This window comes from Flavobacterium beibuense F44-8 (assembly GCF_000769915.1).
GTDB lineage: Bacteria > Bacteroidota > Bacteroidia > Flavobacteriales > Flavobacteriaceae > Flavobacterium > Flavobacterium beibuense.
The window spans coordinates 1-15,546 of record NZ_JRLV01000021.1; the positions used below are offsets into that span (position 1 = coordinate 1).

Consider the following 15,546-nt stretch of genomic DNA (forward strand, 5'->3'; position numbering starts at 1 on the left):
CTGAAGAGATAATATCTTTAACAAACTATAAGACAGAAAAGGCAGCCAATAGGCTGTCTTTTTCTTTTGGGTATAAATATATAATTATTAAGTATAAAAAAAGGGAGACATTAGCCTCCCTTTTCTTTACAAACTATTATGATTAGCTGTTATATTGTTTTAGTGCTGCTGCAAGTATTTCTACAGAGCGAACTAAGTCTTCTTTTTTAAGTACGTAAGCGATTCTTATCTCATCTAATCCAATATTAGGAGAAGAATAGAAACCTGCAGCAGGAGCTACCATTATGGTTTCTCCGTTAAGGTCAAACTTCTCAAGTAGCCATTGAGCAAAATCATCAGCGTTTTTAACAGGAAGTTTTGCTATACAGTAAAAAGCACCTTTTGGGGTAGCAACTTTTACACCTTCAATTTTATTAAGTTCGGTGATTAAAGTATCCCTACGCTCTTTATATTCGCTAATAACTTCGTCAAAATAACTTTGAGGAGTTTCAAGGGCAGCCTCACTTGCAATCTGAGCAAAAGTAGGAGGGCTTAGCCTTGCCTGAGCAAACTTCATGGCAGTAGCCATTACCTCTTTATTTTTAGAAACAATGCATCCTATCCTTGCACCACACATACTGTATCTTTTAGAAACAGAGTCAATCATTATGGCGTTTTGTTCAATGCCCGGTACATTCATTACAGAGTAATGCTTGTCTCCGTCGTAAGTAAACTCACGATATACTTCATCTGCAATAAGGAAAAGATCGTGTTTTTTAACCAGTTCGGCAAGCTGCTGAATTTCTTCCTGCGTATAAAGGTATCCTGTAGGGTTGCCAGGATTACAAATAAGTATTGCTTTTGTTTTAGGAGTAATAAGTTTTTCGAAATCAGTAATAGGAGGAAGGGCAAAACCCTCATCTATTGTAGAGATAACCGGTACAACTTTAACTCCCGAAGCAGTAGAGAAACCATTGTAGTTGGCATAGAAAGGTTCCGGGATAATGATCTCGTCTCCATCATCCATAGTACTTCCCATAGCAAATAATAATGCCTCAGAACCACCGGTTGTGATAATTATATCGGCTGCGTTAACAGATACTCCGTGGTTTTGGTAATAATCAGCTAATTTGTTTCTATAGCTTTCAAAACCTGCAGAATGGCTATACTCCAATATTTTGATGGAGTTGTTTTTAATAGCTTCAAGTGCTACTTCCGGAGTTTTGATATCCGGCTGGCCAATATTAAGGTGGTATACTTTGTGGCCTTTTTTCTTAGCTCCTTCAGCATAAGGAACTAACTTCCTTATAGGAGACTCAGGCATTAACTGTCCCTTATTTGATACTTTAGGCATTGTATTGAATTTTAATTTTTTTGATGCGCAAATTTGCGACTTTTTTTATAAACTTTATAATATAAAATTCATCTAATTCACAGTTTTGTAATTTATTAGGTGAATAGTAATAAAAAAGCCCCGCCAAATGGCAGGGCTTTACTATATTCTTAATTTGTAGCTTACTGGTTTGGAATTGCTTTTTTCTTTTCCAGTATGTTAACTTCTTCTTTCTTAACTACATTACCTTTAATCTTAAGGGCAACTACTCCGTCAGGGTAGTTAACAGCATTAGACTGTACGGTAATGGTTTTTCTTATCGGTCCCGGGTGCATATTGTACTTAACCTCTATTTTCCCTGTTTTACCGGGCATAATTGGTTCTTTTGGTTTTGTAGGTACGGTACATCCGCAGGTAGACTTTACATCTTTGATGATAAGAGGGGCATCTCCGGTATTGGTGAATTCAAAAATTCGTAATCCGTCATCGGTCTCTTTACTCACGGTACCATAATCAATCGTATCCTCTTTGAATTCGATTTTGGCACCCGACTGAGCATTTGCTGTAATAGCTATAAGTAATACGGCTATTAGTCCTAAAAACTTTTTCATTTGGTGTGTATTTTAGTTTTAGTAATTTTAGTAAAAATAATTAGATTTAAATTAAGAGCAAATATTCACTGCTCTTTTTTTTAATTTGTACTTATATGGTTACTTTTGCATACATTTTACAAAAATCAGACCATAATTTTTTAAATTATTATATTTCAGATAGTTATGACTATACCTGCACAATTTGACGCTAAGGCAGCAGAGAAAAAATGGTACGACTACTGGATGGAAAACAACTATTTTCATTCAGAGCCTGATCACAGGGCACCGTACACTATAGTAATACCTCCGCCAAATGTTACAGGTGTTCTTCACATGGGGCACATGCTTAACAACACTATTCAGGATGTATTAATAAGAAGAGCAAGGCTTAAGGGCTTTAATGCCTGCTGGGTCCCTGGAACCGACCATGCTTCTATTGCTACTGAGGCTAAAGTTGTTGCCAAACTTAAAGAAGAGGGTATAAACAAAAGCGATCTTACCCGCGAGGAGTTCCTTAAACATGCCTGGGACTGGACCGATAAATATGGTGGCGTAATCCTGGATCAGCTTAAAAAGCTGGGGGCTTCATGCGACTGGGAACGTACTAAGTTTACTATGGATCCAGATATGTCGGCTTCTGTAATCAGGTCGTTTGTAGACCTGTATAACAAAGGTATGATATATAGAGGGTACCGTATGGTAAACTGGGACCCTGAGGCTAAAACAACCCTTTCTGACGAAGAGGTTATTTATGAGGAAAGACAGGGTAAACTGTATCATTTAAAATATAAAATTGAAGGCAGCGAGGATTTTGTAATCATTGCAACTACGCGTCCTGAAACCATTTTAGGTGATACTGCTATTTGTATTAATCCTAATGATGAGCGTTATACTCACTTAAAAGGTAAAAAGGCTATTGTGCCTATTGCTAACCGTGTAATTCCTATCATATTTGACGAGTATGTTGATATGGAGTTTGGTACAGGATGTCTTAAGGTTACACCTGCACACGATGTTAACGATAAAGAACTAGGGGAAAGGCATAACCTTGAAATCATTGATATTTTTAATGAGGATGCTACACTTAACAGTTTCGGGCTTCATTATGAAGGTAAAGACAGGTTTGTGGTTAGGGACGAGATTGCTAAAGAGCTTGAAACTATTGGTAGTCTTGAGAAAATAGAAAACCACCTTAACAAGGTAGGTACTTCCGAAAGGACTAAGGCTGTTATTGAGCCAAGACTTTCTGACCAGTGGTTCCTTAAAATGGAAGACCTGGTTAAGCCTGCTATCAAAGCAGTTTTAGAGACTGAAGAAGTTAAGCTTTACCCTAAGCGTTTTGAAAATACATACCGTCACTGGATGGAAAACATTCGTGACTGGAACATATCACGCCAGTTATGGTGGGGACAGCAAATACCTGCTTACTACTATGGTGAAGGCAAGGAAGATTTTGTTGTAGCCGAAACTGCCGATGCAGCTTTAGAACTGGCTAAGCAAAGAACAGGTAACGCTGCATTAACGGTAGCCGACCTTAAGCAGGATCCTGATGCGCTGGATACATGGTTCTCTTCATGGTTATGGCCTATGGCTGTTTTTGGAGGAGTTATGAATCCGGAAAATGAAGATTTTAAGTATTATTATCCTACTAACGATCTTGTTACGGGGCCGGATATTCTTTTCTTCTGGGTAGCAAGAATGATTATTGCAGGATATGAGTATGCCGGCGAGAAACCTTTTACTAATGTTTACCTTACAGGTCTTGTTAGGGATAGCCAGAGAAGAAAAATGTCTAAGTCACTGGGTAACTCACCGGATCCGCTTGATTTGATTGAGAAATTTGGTGCCGATGGTGTACGTGTAGGACTGCTGTTAAGTGCTTCTGCAGGTAATGACATTCTTTTTGACGAAGAACTTTGTAATCAGGGTAAAGGTTTTACCACTAAGATATGGAATGCTTTCAGGCTTATAAAAGGCTGGGAGGTAAGCGATATTGAGCAGCCTGAATATGCTAAAAAAGCTATTGAGTGGTATGAGGCTAAGCTGCAAAAAACATTAGTTGAGATTGAAGATCATTTTGAGAAATACAGAATATCAGACGCGCTTATGGCTATCTATAAGCTGGTATGGGACGATTTCTGTTCATGGTTCCTTGAAATGATTAAGCCGGGTTATCAGCAGCCTATAGACAGGGCTACTTTTAATAAGGCTATCGAAATGCTTGAAAATAACCTTAAGCTGCTTCATCCGTTTATGCCATTCCTTACAGAGGAGATATGGCAGCATATTGCCGAAAGGACTCCGGAAGATGCACTTATCGTAGCTGTGTGGCCGGAAGCTAAACAGGTTGATGAAAAGCTTATTGCCGACTTTGATCTTGCTGCTGAAGTTATTTCGGGGATAAGGACGATAAGAAAAGATAAGAACATACCTTTTAAAGATACTATTGAGGTTAAGGTAATCAACAACGATAATTCATCAGATTATTTTGATGTTATTGTTGAGAAGCTGGGTAATGTTTCTTCTTTAGAATATGTGACCGAGAAGGTAAACGGAGCGCTTACTTTCAGGGTTAAATCAAACGAATACTTTATTCCGGTATCGGGTAATGTAAATATTGAGGAGGAGATCGCTAAATTGGAAGAGGAACTTAAATATAATAAAGGTTTCCTTAAATCAGTTCAGGCGAAACTATCTAACGAAAAGTTTGTAAGCGGTGCACCAGAGAAGGTTGTAGCTATAGAGCGTCAAAAAGAGGCTGATGCCCTTGCTAAAATTGCTACTATAGAGCAAAGTCTTGAAAGTCTTAAATAATTAAGATATACACTATAAAAAACGGGAGCCGATAAGCTCCCGTTTTTTATATATAACCTAAAATTAAAATAGTACTACTGCTTACGGCAGGTAAGTAATTATTCTCTCTACAACAAAAGTTTCCACCCCGTTTATTGATATGGTTTTTTTAGTCCAGTTTCCTTTATCATCATATTCATATCTGTAAAATTTGGAATCTTTAATGACATTTTTATCATCTGCTACATTAAATTCGGTAATGCTGTTGTGGTTATCATAAGCATATCCTGCTTTGTATGTAATATTGCCGTCCTGTTTAACCACCATGCCCAGTTTATTGCCATTATTGTCATAATGATATTCGGTTACGTATTCAATACCTTCATCACCATCTTTAAGGTATTCAATTATTAAATTTCCGTTGTTGTCATAAGTGAATTTTTGAACTCTGCCCAGTGTTTTATCAGGATTAATAGTCTCTTTACTTATAAGCTTATCACCATCATATTTAGTATTTGTAATATACTCAATACCGCCATCTTTATTATAACGTGTAATAGATGTTACATTTCCGTTCTCGTCGTAATCATATATGTTTTTAAACTGAACGGTTTCTGTTTTAAGATAGGAATGCTCTTCTTTCACATTGCCGTTTTCGTTGTAAATAAAAGCGGTTCTGTCCTGTAAAATGTCCTGAGCATTATATTTGGTAACATCAACTAATTTATCTCCTTCAAAACGCTGTAGTGTCCTGCTAAGTTGGGTGCCATCGGCATTTCTTTTAATGATGTTTGTGTTGTTTCCGTTTTCCCAGGTATATTCTGTTTTAATAAACGGTTTGCCTGCCATGTATTGGATAGTGCTTATAAGTTTATCTTTTCCTTCATAAATAGATTCTTCATAAGGAGTATCGCCTTTAATCCATTTTCTTTCTACTACAAGTTTACCTTCGTCATTGAACACAAGGTCAAAATCATGGCTGTACTTTACCTCGCGTTTGTGCTCACCTTTTTCAGATCCGTTAAGAGCATACGATTTCTCGCTTATGCTTTCAACATTTCCAAGAAGCTCATAGCTGTCCCAGTCGGCTTTTGATCGGTCAATTACTTTTTTTTCTTCCTTTTGGCAAGAGGTCAGTATTAGCAGTAATGCAAGAGAAAATATACGTTTCATTTTAAGATTGTGTTAAGAGTTTCAAAAGTCTGCTTTTTTTTTCAAAAAGTCAATTGAGAGAATCATTTTTTAAATAAAAAAATCCGCCCATAAGAGCGGATTTAATATTTAAGGCTAAAAATATTATTTAGCTATAGCTGCTTCATATTTTTTTGCAACTGCATCCCAGTTAATTACGTTGTAAAAGTTAGAGATGTAGTCTGGTCTTTTGTTTTGGTAATGTAGGTAATAAGCATGCTCCCATACATCTATAGCAAGTACCGGAGTACCTGATATACCAACACCCGGCATTAATGGGTTATCCTGGTTAGGAGTTTGACCCACTGCAAGTTTTCCTGATGCATCTACATATAACCAAGCCCAACCTGAGCCAAACTGAGTACCTGCAGCCTCGCTAAACTTGTCTTTAAAGTTTTCAAACGAACCAAAGTCTTTGTTAATCGCTTCTGCAAGAGCACCTGTTGGTTGTCCGCCTGCATTTGGAGCCATTATTTCCCAGTAAAGGTTGTGGTTGTAGTAACCACCGCCATTATTTCTAAGGGCTTTGTTGTTCATGTCCATGCCTTTAAGAATTTCTTCAATCGATTTGTTTTCTAAATCTGTACCGGCAATAGCTTTGTTTAACTTGTTTGCATATCCCACATGGTGCTTAGAGTAGTGGGTTTCCATGGTTTTAGCATCGATATATGGTTCCAGAGCATCGTAAGCAAAGCCTAGTTTAACCAGTTGGAATTTACCTTCGGCCTTAACATCGTCAGGATTTCCCATTGCTGGTGCTTCTGCTTTTTCCGGCTCAGGTACCTGAACCTCTTCCAGATTATTTTTTTCTTTGCACGATTGCAGTGAAGCAACCAGTACTAAAGCAGAAAAGAACATCTTTACGTTTTTCATGATAGTAATTTTATTTAATTAGAGAATTGATTAAATCGATATAATGCTGCTTGGCTTCGTCTGCGCTTAAGTGTCTTATTTGCATCCATGCATTCATCTTAAAAGCGCTTCTCAAATCGTAGGACTGGTAATAGCTTTTCTTGGCATCGCCAAGAGTTGCCTGCTTGTAGTAGGCATAAATTTTTAGCATGACGTCCTGAGGCAAAGCCTGCGTCATATTTGAAGCTTTCTCATAAGCTTCCTGAAACAGAGTATCTAAATTTTTCTCCTGCATTAGGCTTTCTTCGCTATTATGGTTTTACCGCCTATAGCTTTTTGGTTAAGCTCCACATCTATTTCTGTACCTAAAGGTAAGAATAAATCTACTCTCGACCCAAATTTAATAAAGCCCGCATCTGTACCCTGAACCACATGCATACCTTCTTTGGCATAATTTACAATGCGTCTTGCCAACGCACCCGCAATTTGCCTGTATAGAATATCGCCAAATACGCTGTTTTCTATTACTACAGTTGTACGTTCGTTTTCCTCACTCGCTTTAGGGTGCCATGCTACAAGGTATTTGCCGGCATGGTATTTACTAAACTTTACAAGTCCATTAACGGCATAACGCGTAACGTGAACGTTAATAGGCGACATGAAGATAGATACCTGAAGGCGCTTGTCCTTAAAGTACTCCGGTTCATATACTTCCTCAATAACCACAATCTTACCGTCTACCGGTGCAATAATGGTATGATCTGCAGCATTTACAGGACGTTTAGGGTTCCTGAAAAACTGAAGGATAAGCACCATAAATACAAGTGCAAATACCTCAATAAACTTTAAAAGCCAGTAGTTGGCAATAAATTTTTCTGCCAGTAATACAACAGCTACGGTTGTAACCAGCGACCCTAAAATGATTTTAGCTCCTTCTTTATGAAACATAATTGATTATTTGGTAATACAAAAATAAGAAAGGTATAGCAAAAATAATACTATCCAGCCTGTCAAGTATGCCTCCGTGTCCCGGCATTATGTTTCCGCTGTCTTTTACGCCTGCTGTCCTTTTAAATTTAGATTCTACTAAGTCGCCCAATGTGCCGAATATTACAAGTATGATACCTCCTGTCATCCAAACGGTTGCTGACTGGAATGTGTAAAAGCGACTAAGGATATAACTGCCTATAAGGGCAAAAACCAAACCTCCCAAAAAGCCTTCAATAGTTTTTTTAGGCGAAATCTTCTCGTAAAGCTTGTGTTTACCTATTGCTCTTCCTGTAAGGTAGGCAAAGGTATCGTTAATCCATATTATAATAAATGCACCAATTATAAGGTAAGGGTTGTATTCAGCGTTTGATATTAAAGGGTATTTCATTAACAGGGTAAAGGGGATAATGATATAACCTATTAGTAGTGCTACTTTGGCCGAGTTTTTTAAATGCCCGGTTTGGTTGCCCGGTTTAAATAAGTCGTTAAGTAATATTAGCCCTATAAAAACAGCACCGCAGTTTAATATTAAGTCGTTTTGAAAACTTTTAGGGATAAAAAGAGTATATAGTATAAATAGCGCTGCGAGTAACAGTGCCTGTATTTTGCTAAAGTTGATAAGGTTACAGAATTCTAATACCGAAAGGAACATAAATAGCCCAAATAGTACTATAAAGCTGATTTCGGAATATAGTGTTGAGGCTATTAACAGGATTATGTAAACTATGCCTGATAGTGCCCTGGTTAAGCTTTCATTCATTTTACAGATCTTCCAATAGAAGGAGGTACAGGTTTTTGGCTACACTGCCATAATGCAGGAAATCCTCTTCTTTGGCCTTTTCAAAATATTTAATAGTGGTGATGTTGGTAGGGTATTCCCTGTCATATTTTCTTTTGATTTCCCTAAGCCCGTCACTCTTGGAATTAAGTATTTGGCTGGTTGTAGCAAAAATAACCATATTGTCAGGAAGCTCGTTTGGTTTCCTCTGTTTTATCTGGTTTGATGAGAACAGAATCGATCCTTCGTCTGCAATAAGGTTTTCGCATCCGGCTAAAAAGAAGAGTGGATTTTTAGGGTTGTCGTAAGAAAGTTTATTTTCTTCCAGTAAGCTGCTAAGTTTTGGTTCAAAACACAAAGCTTCACATTCAAACCAGTCGTTTTCTTCTAAAATGTTCAAAAATTGATCGTGAACCTCAGTTAAGTTGTCGCAGTATAAAAATTTACCGCCGTTTTTTCTGAAGTTGTGAGTAAACAGTTCGTCTGCGGGTACTTGTTTTTCGGGCAAAAACGGACTGGTTTCCATGTTTTTATCCTCGTTTGAATCATTATTGGGGGAACCAAAAATTTTTCTGAAAAGACTCATACCTAATTATTCGCGTTTTTCTGTAGTTTCATTCAAAGATAAAAAAATCTTAATTCAATACGGGTACTGAATTAAGATTTTTACTATAAATTATGAAATTTCGGTTTATGCTTCTGTAACTACTTCTGCATCTGGTCTTTCAAATGGTCTTTTGCCAAAAATATCTTCAAGATCGTCTTTAAAGATAACTTCTTTCTCAATAAGGATATCGGCCAGTTTTAAAAGCTTATCCCTGTTTTCATCCAGGATTTTTATAGCTCTTTGGTACTGCTCTTCTATAAGAACCGAAATCTCTTTATCTATAACCTTTGCAGTCTCTTCAGAGTAAGGCTTAGAGAAGTTGTATTCACTTTGTCCTGATGAATCGTAATAAGTAATATTACCCAGTTTATCGTTAAGGCCGTAAACGGTTACCATAGCTCTGGCTTGTTTGGTTACCTTTTCAAGGTCACTTAATGCACCGGTAGATATTTTATCAAATATTACTTTTTCGGCAGCACGTCCACCCATAGTAGCACACATTTCATCCATCATCTGGTCTGGTCTTACAATAAGTCTTTCTTCAGGTAAGTACCATGCAGCACCAAGGCTTTGCCCGCGGGGTACTATTGTTACCTTAACAAGAGGAGCAGCATGTTCCAGCATCCAGCTTACGGTAGCGTGACCCGCTTCGTGTATAGCGATAGCTCTTTTCTCTTCTGGAGAGATAATTTTATTTTTCTTTTCAAGTCCGCCTACAATCCTGTCTACAGCATCAAGGAAGTCTTGTTTGTCTACTGATTTTTTATCTTTTCTGGCAGCGATGAGAGCCGCTTCATTACATACGTTTGCAATATCTGCACCAGAGAATCCCGGAGTTTGTTTAGCCAGGAATTCGGTGTCAAGATCTTCCGATTTTTTAAGCGGTTTTAAATGCACCTCAAAAATCTCTTTACGCTCCCTGATGTCCGGAAGGTCTACATATATCTGTCTGTCGAAACGTCCTGCACGCATTAGGGCTTTATCCAGTACATCGGCACGGTTTGTAGCTGCTAATACGATTACGTTAGTGTTAGAGCCAAAACCATCCATTTCGGTAAGTAACTGGTTAAGCGTGTTCTCGCGCTCATCATTAGAGCCTGAGAAGTTATTTTTACCACGTGCACGACCTACAGCATCAATCTCATCAATAAATATAATAGCCGGAGATTTCTCTTTAGCCTGTTTGAAAAGATCTCTTACCCTAGATGCACCTACACCTACAAACATCTCTACGAAGTCTGAACCCGAAAGGGAGAAGAAAGGTACTTTAGCCTCACCTGCAACAGCTTTTGCAAGTAATGTTTTACCTGTTCCCGGAGGTCCTACAAGTAGAGCTCCTTTAGGTATTTTACCACCTATACTGGTGTATTTTTCTGGGTTTCTAAGGAATTCAACAATTTCCTGTATTTCTTCTTTAGCACCTTCCAGCCCTGCAACGTCCTTAAAAGTTACTTTAATATCGTTTTTCTCGTCAAACAGTTTAGCTTTTGATTTTCCTATATTAAATATCTGTCCGCCACCACCTGCAGCTCCGCCACCTGCCATACGGCGCATCATGAAAATCCATAATGCAACAAGTACAACAATAGGAAGAAGCGTTAGGAATAAATCGCCCATCATGCTGTCTTCTTCAACAGAGTATTCGCTTAATTTACCGGCTTGTTCGGCATCATAAAGCTTTTTGTCAAAAATTTCGTTTTTAGGTCCTTTAGTTACGGTATATTGAGGACCTTTTGTATTTAAGTTGCCAAAAATATCATTTTGTACATCTTTATGTTCGTCACTTTTCAGTGCCGATTCTTTAAGGTATATTTTTGCCGATGAGTTATTTGTAACAACTTTTTCTATTTCTCCTTTATCAAGATATTCGTAGAATTTTGATATAGAAAGCTTTTGAGGGTCATTTAAAAACGATCCGCCACCTACAAAATTGATGGCAATAAGCATTAAAAAAATTCCGGCATATATAAGCCAGGGGCTTACCTTAAATTTATTATTTGGTTTATTATCTTTTGACATGAATTTCTTTTATTAGTAGTTGTTTCCAATTGATGTTATCTTGGCATCTCCCCACAGGCTTTCAATGTTATAGTACTCGCGTATGTGTTTCTGGAAAACGTGAACAACAATGTTTACATAATCCATAAGTACCCATTCGCCGTTTTCAGTTCCTTCAACATGCCATGGTTTGTCTTTTAACTCTTTGGAAACTATTTTTTGAACGGAGTTAACGATAGCGTTAACTTGTGTATTGGAGGTACCGTTGCATATCACAAAATAGTCGCATACGGTGTTATCGATTGCTCTTAAATCAAGAATATCTATATCATTTCCCTTAACTTCTTCGATTCCTTTAATGATGTTTGCTAGCAATACATCTGTGCTTATATTCTTTTTTGCCATTTAATATTTAATATATTCTACAAAGTTACCATTTTTTGTATTTACTTTTGACTTTGTTAAGTTATTAAAAAAGACTTTATTTTCCATCCTTTTAATGAATATTATCAAACTCAGTGCCATAGCGTCTACTAACGACTATTTAAAATCATTGTCAACCACCCAGTATCTGGAAAACTTTACCATTGTTGTTGCCGAACACCAAACTGCCGGTAAAGGGCAAATGGGGGCAAAATGGGATGTGCAACCAGGTAAAAACCTTACCTTTAGTGTGTTAGTTAAAGATTTGCTGCTTGGGATCAATGAGATATTTAACTTAAACGCTGCAGTAGCCGTAAGTATTATTGAAGCTCTTGAAGAAAATAATGTAAAAGAACTTGCTATAAAATGGCCTAACGACATTTTGGCAGGAAATAAAAAAATAGGAGGAGTACTCATAGAGAACAGCATTAAGAACAATGGTGAGATATTTTCGATTGTGGGTATTGGTTTAAATGTTAATCAAGCTGATTTTGAAGGGCTTCCCAAAGCATCGTCTGTTGCAGTGGCTACAGGTTATGAGCACGATAAAACAGTACTGCTTAAAGCTATAGTTGAAAACCTTCAGCGTAACGTTGCTGCGCTGCTTCACAAAAATGCTGCTCCAATATGGACTAAATACCATAAAAAACTCTATAAAAAAGGGGTGCCTATGCCTTTTGAAAAAGACGGACAGCGATTTATGGGTATTATACAGGATGTGAATAGTAGCGGTAACCTATTGTTATTGCTGGAAGACGACACAGTGGCAGAGTTTAAGATTAAAGAGCTGCAAATGCTGTATTAATCATAATCCTCATCCTCATTATCTTCAAAGTCGTTAATAAGAAAATCAATAACCAACTCAATAGTTTCACCGTTTTCATCCAGTCCCCAGTAGGCAGGGTAGTAGCCGTCTCCCCATCCGGAGGCAAACATTATGACATTATTGTCAGACTCGCTGTCAGGACGATGGTCGTTCCAATCGCCCAGCTCTCTTGAAAATTTGTTTTTAGATGAATAGGCCTTAAACTCATCTGCCAGTACCTCGTCATAATAATTAGCTTCAGGGTCTTTTTCCTGCAATGCATCCATTTTGGCGTTAAGTGCAGCATTGGTTTCTTCATCAAGGAAACAGGCAAGTCCCGAATCTACAGGGAAGCCGAAGAACTCATCATCTGTAAGTTCGTCCATTTCTTCCTTAGTAATGTCATCTGTAATAGCAAGCACCCATTTTGAGGCATCCTTACTCCTAAATTTAATTTTGGCGTAAGCGATACGGAAATGTTCCTCATCTATTTCGGTAACATTTACATAAACAGGGTATTTATCTGGTAATACCGTGCGTTTAAACGGACGCTGGTCGTAGGTAAAAAACGGGTCGGCTGCAATAATTTTTCCGGTAGGTAAATTAAGGTCGCCCACATGAATTTCAACCAACTCATGCATGTCCATATCATCATCCAGATTGTATTCAAATTCAAAGTCGTTTGAGTTTTCCATAATTGGTGAGTTTTTATGGTAAGTTAGTTAAAAACCGCGTGATAAGGCAAAGGTTTTATAAATTTTTTAACCGGATTTTTTTGTGAACCTGTCGTAAAAATTAGTTACCAGGCTGGTTTTTACACTGTTTTCCTCAAGGGTAATGATACGGTAGGCAAACGAGTTTACATCAACCTCTATTACAGGGGAGTTCTTTTTTACCTGAAACGCTATAGATGGGGTTATGTACTGTGTTATTTTCCTGTCCATACGCTTATCGGGCATGTGGTAGTGACCGCAAAAAACGGTAACCGGCTGCCTGCTTTGCTGTAGTATCCCGTTAATCGTATCTCGGTTTTTAAGCGGATAGGCTGTATCTACTCCTGTAGGGAAACCCAATATGGGGTGATGTATAAAAACAATTATCTTTTTTAGTGTATTTATTTCGGAAGTAAGCCATGCCATTTGGGCTTCACTTATCTCTCCCGATGAGGAGTCCAGGTAAATGTATTTATAGAACTCGTCTTCGTGAGTGTAGTAAAGTTCGGTTTCACTTTGAGAGTTTGTGCTGTGGTAGTAAGGGATTACATCCTTAAATACATCATGGTTTCCTAATGTAATTTTAAAGCCCGGTTTGTAATCTTCAAGTTTTGAGAACAGCCATTCTAAATCTTCTTTTACGGCTAAGTCTCCGGTAATAACAAGATCGTCAAACTTATCTAAGGCGATGCTCTCTAAAACAGCTTTAAGGTTCTTTTTGGGGTTTATTCCGCGGTCTAAAGCCGAGGGATCTCCCAGGTGTGTATCTGTAATGTGTGCTATTATTTTAGACATTATTCCTGATCGGGTGTTTTTTCATCCGGTTCAAAAATTGGGTCTATTCGTCCCGGAATATCTATTTCGTCACTAAGGTTAGGTATAAGCGTTTTCATGGTAGGGTGATTGTACCCTGATGTATCCAGGAAATACCAGTTTTTACCTTTGTTTTCAGATATGGCAAGCAAACAGCTTTGAGAAGTTAATTTACCTCCCTTAACCTTCATTTCAATCATTTGTATAAGTGTACACTGCATAGAGCCATCTTCTACCGTTATGATTTTTGAGGGTGCCGAATAGTCCATTTTTAAAAAGGTGATACCTTCGTTCTCAAAACCGTCAAAGCTTCGTTTAAGGTTTTTAATCATGTTTTCTTTACCGCCCATAGTTTGCATTACTTTTGGGTAGGTATAGGAAGCAAATGTATCATAGTCCTTATCAAGGAAAGACTGCCCCATGTCGTTAGCCTGTTTTAAAACAGTTTGTTCGGGAGTTTGTGCAATAGATACAGAAACGATGCTTATTGAGAGTAGTAATGTGTATAAAAACTTTTTCATTCAGGATTAATGTTTAGTCCTGATAAAAGTAATAAAAAAAGCCTTTTAGACAACTAAAAGGCTTTTGGTTTTTATGCTTTTCCGCAATTACAGCTTGTGCATATTAGCGGCTAGTGTTTCAATAAATTTACTGATAGGCCCTTTAACCATCATGGCCATCATGGCGTTAAATTCGCCTTCAAACTTTAACTGTACAGCGCTCGAAGCATCAGATACAGCATCAATATTACCTGTAAGGGTAAAAGGAAGCTTATCGCTTGCAGCACCAAGAACAATTTTGTTTGGAGCCGATTTTTCTTTCATTTTAAGTTTGATTTCAGGCATTCCCTTAAGGGCAAAGATGAAGGATTCATCTCCTGTTACCTCAAACTTAGCTATGTTTTCGGGCATTAGTTTTTCAAAATTCTTAACATCGCTTAGCGCATCAAAAATATACTGTGCCGGTTTTTCTACTGTTACTTTAGGGCTTTCTAAATTCATAGTGGTAGGTTTATGAGTTTTAAGTTTCAGGCTGTTACTGTCCCCACGTGTCAGGGGTTTTTCTCCATTCTTTAAGGGTATCGTGCTCCTCTTCGGTAATGTATTGTTTAGAAACGGCAAGCTCTAAAAGCGTGTCGTAGTTACCAAGAGTGTTTAGCTTAACACCTGCATTATTAAAGTTTTCTACAGAAACATCAAAGCCATAAGTAAAAATAGCTACCATACCTTTTACATTTGCACCTGCCTCTTTAAGGGCTTCAACTGCCATAAGGCTGCTTTTTCCGGTACTGATAAGGTCTTCTACAACCACCACGCTCTGTCCTTCCTGAAGGTGTCCTTCAATTTGGTTTTGACGACCGTGTTTTTTTGGTTCTGGCCTAACATATACAAATGGTAACCCCATAACATCGGCAACAAGCATACCTATACCAATAGCTCCTGTTGCAACGCCTGCAATAACATCTGGCTTGCCATATTCATTTTCTATATGTTTTGCAAATTCCTCACGGATGTAGTTTCTAATCTGTGGGAATGACAGCGTAATCCTGTTATCACAATATATTGGAGACTTCCATCCTGAAGCCCATGTAAAAGGATTTTTAGGATTTAATTTAATTGCGTTTATTTGTAAAAGCAATTCTGCTGTTTTTTTAGCGGTATCTGTATTAAAAATCATA

17 protein-coding genes are annotated in these 15,546 nt (G+C 37.8%); 2 read left to right on the forward strand and 15 right to left on the reverse strand.

Annotation, left to right across the window (positions count from 1 at the left end):
• Positions 1-142: 142 nt before the first annotated feature.
• The gene (locus Q763_RS14720) at positions 143-1,333 is read right to left on the reverse strand and encodes a pyridoxal phosphate-dependent aminotransferase (RefSeq protein WP_035135691.1); all 1,191 of its coding nucleotides are present in this window, start codon (positions 1,331-1,333) and stop codon (positions 143-145) included.
• 161 nt (positions 1,334-1,494) lie between these two features.
• Positions 1,495-1,923, reverse strand: a complete 429-nt coding sequence (locus Q763_RS14725; protein ID WP_035135693.1) for a DUF1573 domain-containing protein — start codon at positions 1,921-1,923, stop codon at positions 1,495-1,497.
• Positions 1,924-2,088: 165 nt separating this feature from the next.
• On the opposite strand from Q763_RS14725, the gene Q763_RS14730 reads away from it, so the two are divergent.
• The gene (locus Q763_RS14730) at positions 2,089-4,719 is read left to right on the forward strand and encodes a valine--tRNA ligase (RefSeq protein ID WP_035135695.1); all 2,631 of its coding nucleotides are present in this window, start codon (positions 2,089-2,091) and stop codon (positions 4,717-4,719) included.
• 81 nt (positions 4,720-4,800) lie between these two features.
• On the opposite strand, the gene Q763_RS14735 is transcribed toward Q763_RS14730, so the two are convergent.
• The 8 genes from Q763_RS14735 to rsfS all read right to left on the reverse strand — a co-directional run bounded on the left by Q763_RS14735 (position 4,801) and on the right by rsfS (position 11,519).
• Entirely contained in the window at positions 4,801-5,871 is a 1,071-nt protein-coding gene (locus Q763_RS14735) for an RHS repeat domain-containing protein (RefSeq protein WP_035135697.1), read from the reverse strand.
• Positions 5,872-5,994: 123 nt separating this feature from the next.
• Positions 5,995-6,639 carry a superoxide dismutase gene (locus Q763_RS14740; RefSeq protein ID WP_052123471.1) on the reverse strand — a complete coding sequence of 215 codons (645 nt, stop codon included), beginning with the start codon at positions 6,637-6,639 and terminating at the stop codon, positions 5,995-5,997.
• A gap of 133 nt (positions 6,640-6,772) precedes the next feature.
• Entirely contained in the window at positions 6,773-7,036 is a 264-nt protein-coding gene (locus Q763_RS14745; protein ID WP_035135699.1) for an acyl-CoA-binding protein, read from the reverse strand.
• Entirely contained in the window at positions 7,036-7,689 is a 654-nt protein-coding gene (locus Q763_RS14750; protein ID WP_035135701.1) for a phosphatidylserine decarboxylase family protein, read from the reverse strand. Before Q763_RS14750 ends, Q763_RS14745 begins: the two co-directional genes overlap by 1 nt.
• Positions 7,679-8,491: a phosphatidate cytidylyltransferase gene (locus Q763_RS14755; protein ID WP_035135703.1), complete on the reverse strand. Its 813-nt coding sequence runs from the start codon at positions 8,489-8,491 to the stop codon at positions 7,679-7,681. The genes Q763_RS14750 and Q763_RS14755 overlap by 11 nt, the downstream gene beginning before the upstream one ends.
• A gap of 1 nt (position 8,492) precedes the next feature.
• Positions 8,493-9,095 (reverse strand): lactate utilization protein B/C, encoded by a 603-nt coding sequence (locus tag Q763_RS14760; RefSeq protein WP_035135706.1) that lies wholly within the window; start codon positions 9,093-9,095, stop codon positions 8,493-8,495.
• A 105-nt stretch (positions 9,096-9,200) separates the two neighbouring features.
• Positions 9,201-11,135 (reverse strand): ATP-dependent zinc metalloprotease FtsH, encoded by a 1,935-nt coding sequence (gene ftsH / locus Q763_RS14765; RefSeq protein ID WP_035135708.1) that lies wholly within the window; start codon positions 11,133-11,135, stop codon positions 9,201-9,203.
• Between the two features lie 12 nt (positions 11,136-11,147).
• Entirely contained in the window at positions 11,148-11,519 is a 372-nt protein-coding gene (gene rsfS / locus Q763_RS14770) for a ribosome silencing factor (RefSeq protein WP_035135710.1), read from the reverse strand.
• A gap of 94 nt (positions 11,520-11,613) precedes the next feature.
• Here rsfS and Q763_RS14775 point away from each other — a divergent pair, with 94 nt between their 5' ends.
• Positions 11,614-12,342, forward strand: a complete 729-nt coding sequence (locus Q763_RS14775; protein ID WP_035135712.1) for a biotin--[acetyl-CoA-carboxylase] ligase — start codon at positions 11,614-11,616, stop codon at positions 12,340-12,342.
• Here Q763_RS14775 and Q763_RS14780 read toward each other — a convergent pair.
• From Q763_RS14780 to pyrE, 5 genes are all read right to left on the reverse strand, one after another.
• Positions 12,339-13,037: a DUF4241 domain-containing protein gene (locus Q763_RS14780; RefSeq protein WP_052123463.1), complete on the reverse strand. Its 699-nt coding sequence runs from the start codon at positions 13,035-13,037 to the stop codon at positions 12,339-12,341. The genes Q763_RS14775 and Q763_RS14780 overlap by 4 nt on opposite strands.
• 66 nt (positions 13,038-13,103) lie before the next feature.
• Positions 13,104-13,850 (reverse strand): metallophosphoesterase family protein, encoded by a 747-nt coding sequence (locus tag Q763_RS14785; protein WP_035135714.1) that lies wholly within the window; start codon positions 13,848-13,850, stop codon positions 13,104-13,106.
• Entirely contained in the window at positions 13,850-14,389 is a 540-nt protein-coding gene (locus tag Q763_RS14790; RefSeq protein WP_035135716.1) for a hypothetical protein, read from the reverse strand. The genes Q763_RS14785 and Q763_RS14790 overlap by 1 nt, the downstream gene beginning before the upstream one ends.
• An 87-nt stretch (positions 14,390-14,476) precedes the next feature.
• Positions 14,477-14,869, reverse strand: coding sequence for a hypothetical protein (locus Q763_RS14795; RefSeq protein WP_035135719.1), 393 nt, complete (start codon positions 14,867-14,869; stop codon positions 14,477-14,479).
• Between the two features lie 34 nt (positions 14,870-14,903).
• Positions 14,904-15,545 carry an orotate phosphoribosyltransferase gene (pyrE, locus tag Q763_RS14800; protein WP_035135721.1) on the reverse strand — a complete coding sequence of 214 codons (642 nt, stop codon included), beginning with the start codon at positions 15,543-15,545 and terminating at the stop codon, positions 14,904-14,906.
• Position 15,546: the final 1 nt, after the last annotated feature.

Excerpts from the sequence above, each read along its gene's own strand:
- Q763_RS14720 (WP_035135691.1), bottom strand. The coding sequence starts at position 1,333 with ATGCCTAAAGTATCAAATAAGGGACAGTTAATGCCTGAGTCTCCTATA.
- Q763_RS14725 (WP_035135693.1), bottom strand. The coding sequence starts at position 1,923 with ATGAAAAAGTTTTTAGGACTAATAGCCGTATTACTTATAGCTATTACA.
- Q763_RS14730 (WP_035135695.1), top strand. The coding sequence starts at position 2,089 with ATGACTATACCTGCACAATTTGACGCTAAGGCAGCAGAGAAAAAATGG.
- Q763_RS14735 (WP_035135697.1), bottom strand. The coding sequence starts at position 5,871 with ATGAAACGTATATTTTCTCTTGCATTACTGCTAATACTGACCTCTTGC.
- Q763_RS14740 (WP_052123471.1), bottom strand. The coding sequence starts at position 6,639 with ATGGGAAATCCTGACGATGTTAAGGCCGAAGGTAAATTCCAACTGGTT.
- Q763_RS14745 (WP_035135699.1), bottom strand. The coding sequence starts at position 7,036 with ATGCAGGAGAAAAATTTAGATACTCTGTTTCAGGAAGCTTATGAGAAA.
- Q763_RS14750 (WP_035135701.1), bottom strand. The coding sequence starts at position 7,689 with ATGTTTCATAAAGAAGGAGCTAAAATCATTTTAGGGTCGCTGGTTACA.
- Q763_RS14755 (WP_035135703.1), bottom strand. The coding sequence starts at position 8,491 with ATGAATGAAAGCTTAACCAGGGCACTATCAGGCATAGTTTACATAATC.
- Q763_RS14760 (WP_035135706.1), bottom strand. The coding sequence starts at position 9,095 with ATGAGTCTTTTCAGAAAAATTTTTGGTTCCCCCAATAATGATTCAAAC.
- ftsH (WP_035135708.1), bottom strand. The coding sequence starts at position 11,135 with ATGTCAAAAGATAATAAACCAAATAATAAATTTAAGGTAAGCCCCTGG.
- rsfS (WP_035135710.1), bottom strand. The coding sequence starts at position 11,519 with ATGGCAAAAAAGAATATAAGCACAGATGTATTGCTAGCAAACATCATT.
- Q763_RS14775 (WP_035135712.1), top strand. The coding sequence starts at position 11,614 with ATGAATATTATCAAACTCAGTGCCATAGCGTCTACTAACGACTATTTA.
- Q763_RS14780 (WP_052123463.1), bottom strand. The coding sequence starts at position 13,037 with ATGGAAAACTCAAACGACTTTGAATTTGAATACAATCTGGATGATGAT.
- Q763_RS14785 (WP_035135714.1), bottom strand. The coding sequence starts at position 13,850 with ATGTCTAAAATAATAGCACACATTACAGATACACACCTGGGAGATCCC.
- Q763_RS14790 (WP_035135716.1), bottom strand. The coding sequence starts at position 14,389 with ATGAAAAAGTTTTTATACACATTACTACTCTCAATAAGCATCGTTTCT.
- Q763_RS14795 (WP_035135719.1), bottom strand. The coding sequence starts at position 14,869 with ATGAATTTAGAAAGCCCTAAAGTAACAGTAGAAAAACCGGCACAGTAT.
- pyrE (WP_035135721.1), bottom strand. The coding sequence starts at position 15,545 with ATGATTTTTAATACAGATACCGCTAAAAAAACAGCAGAATTGCTTTTA.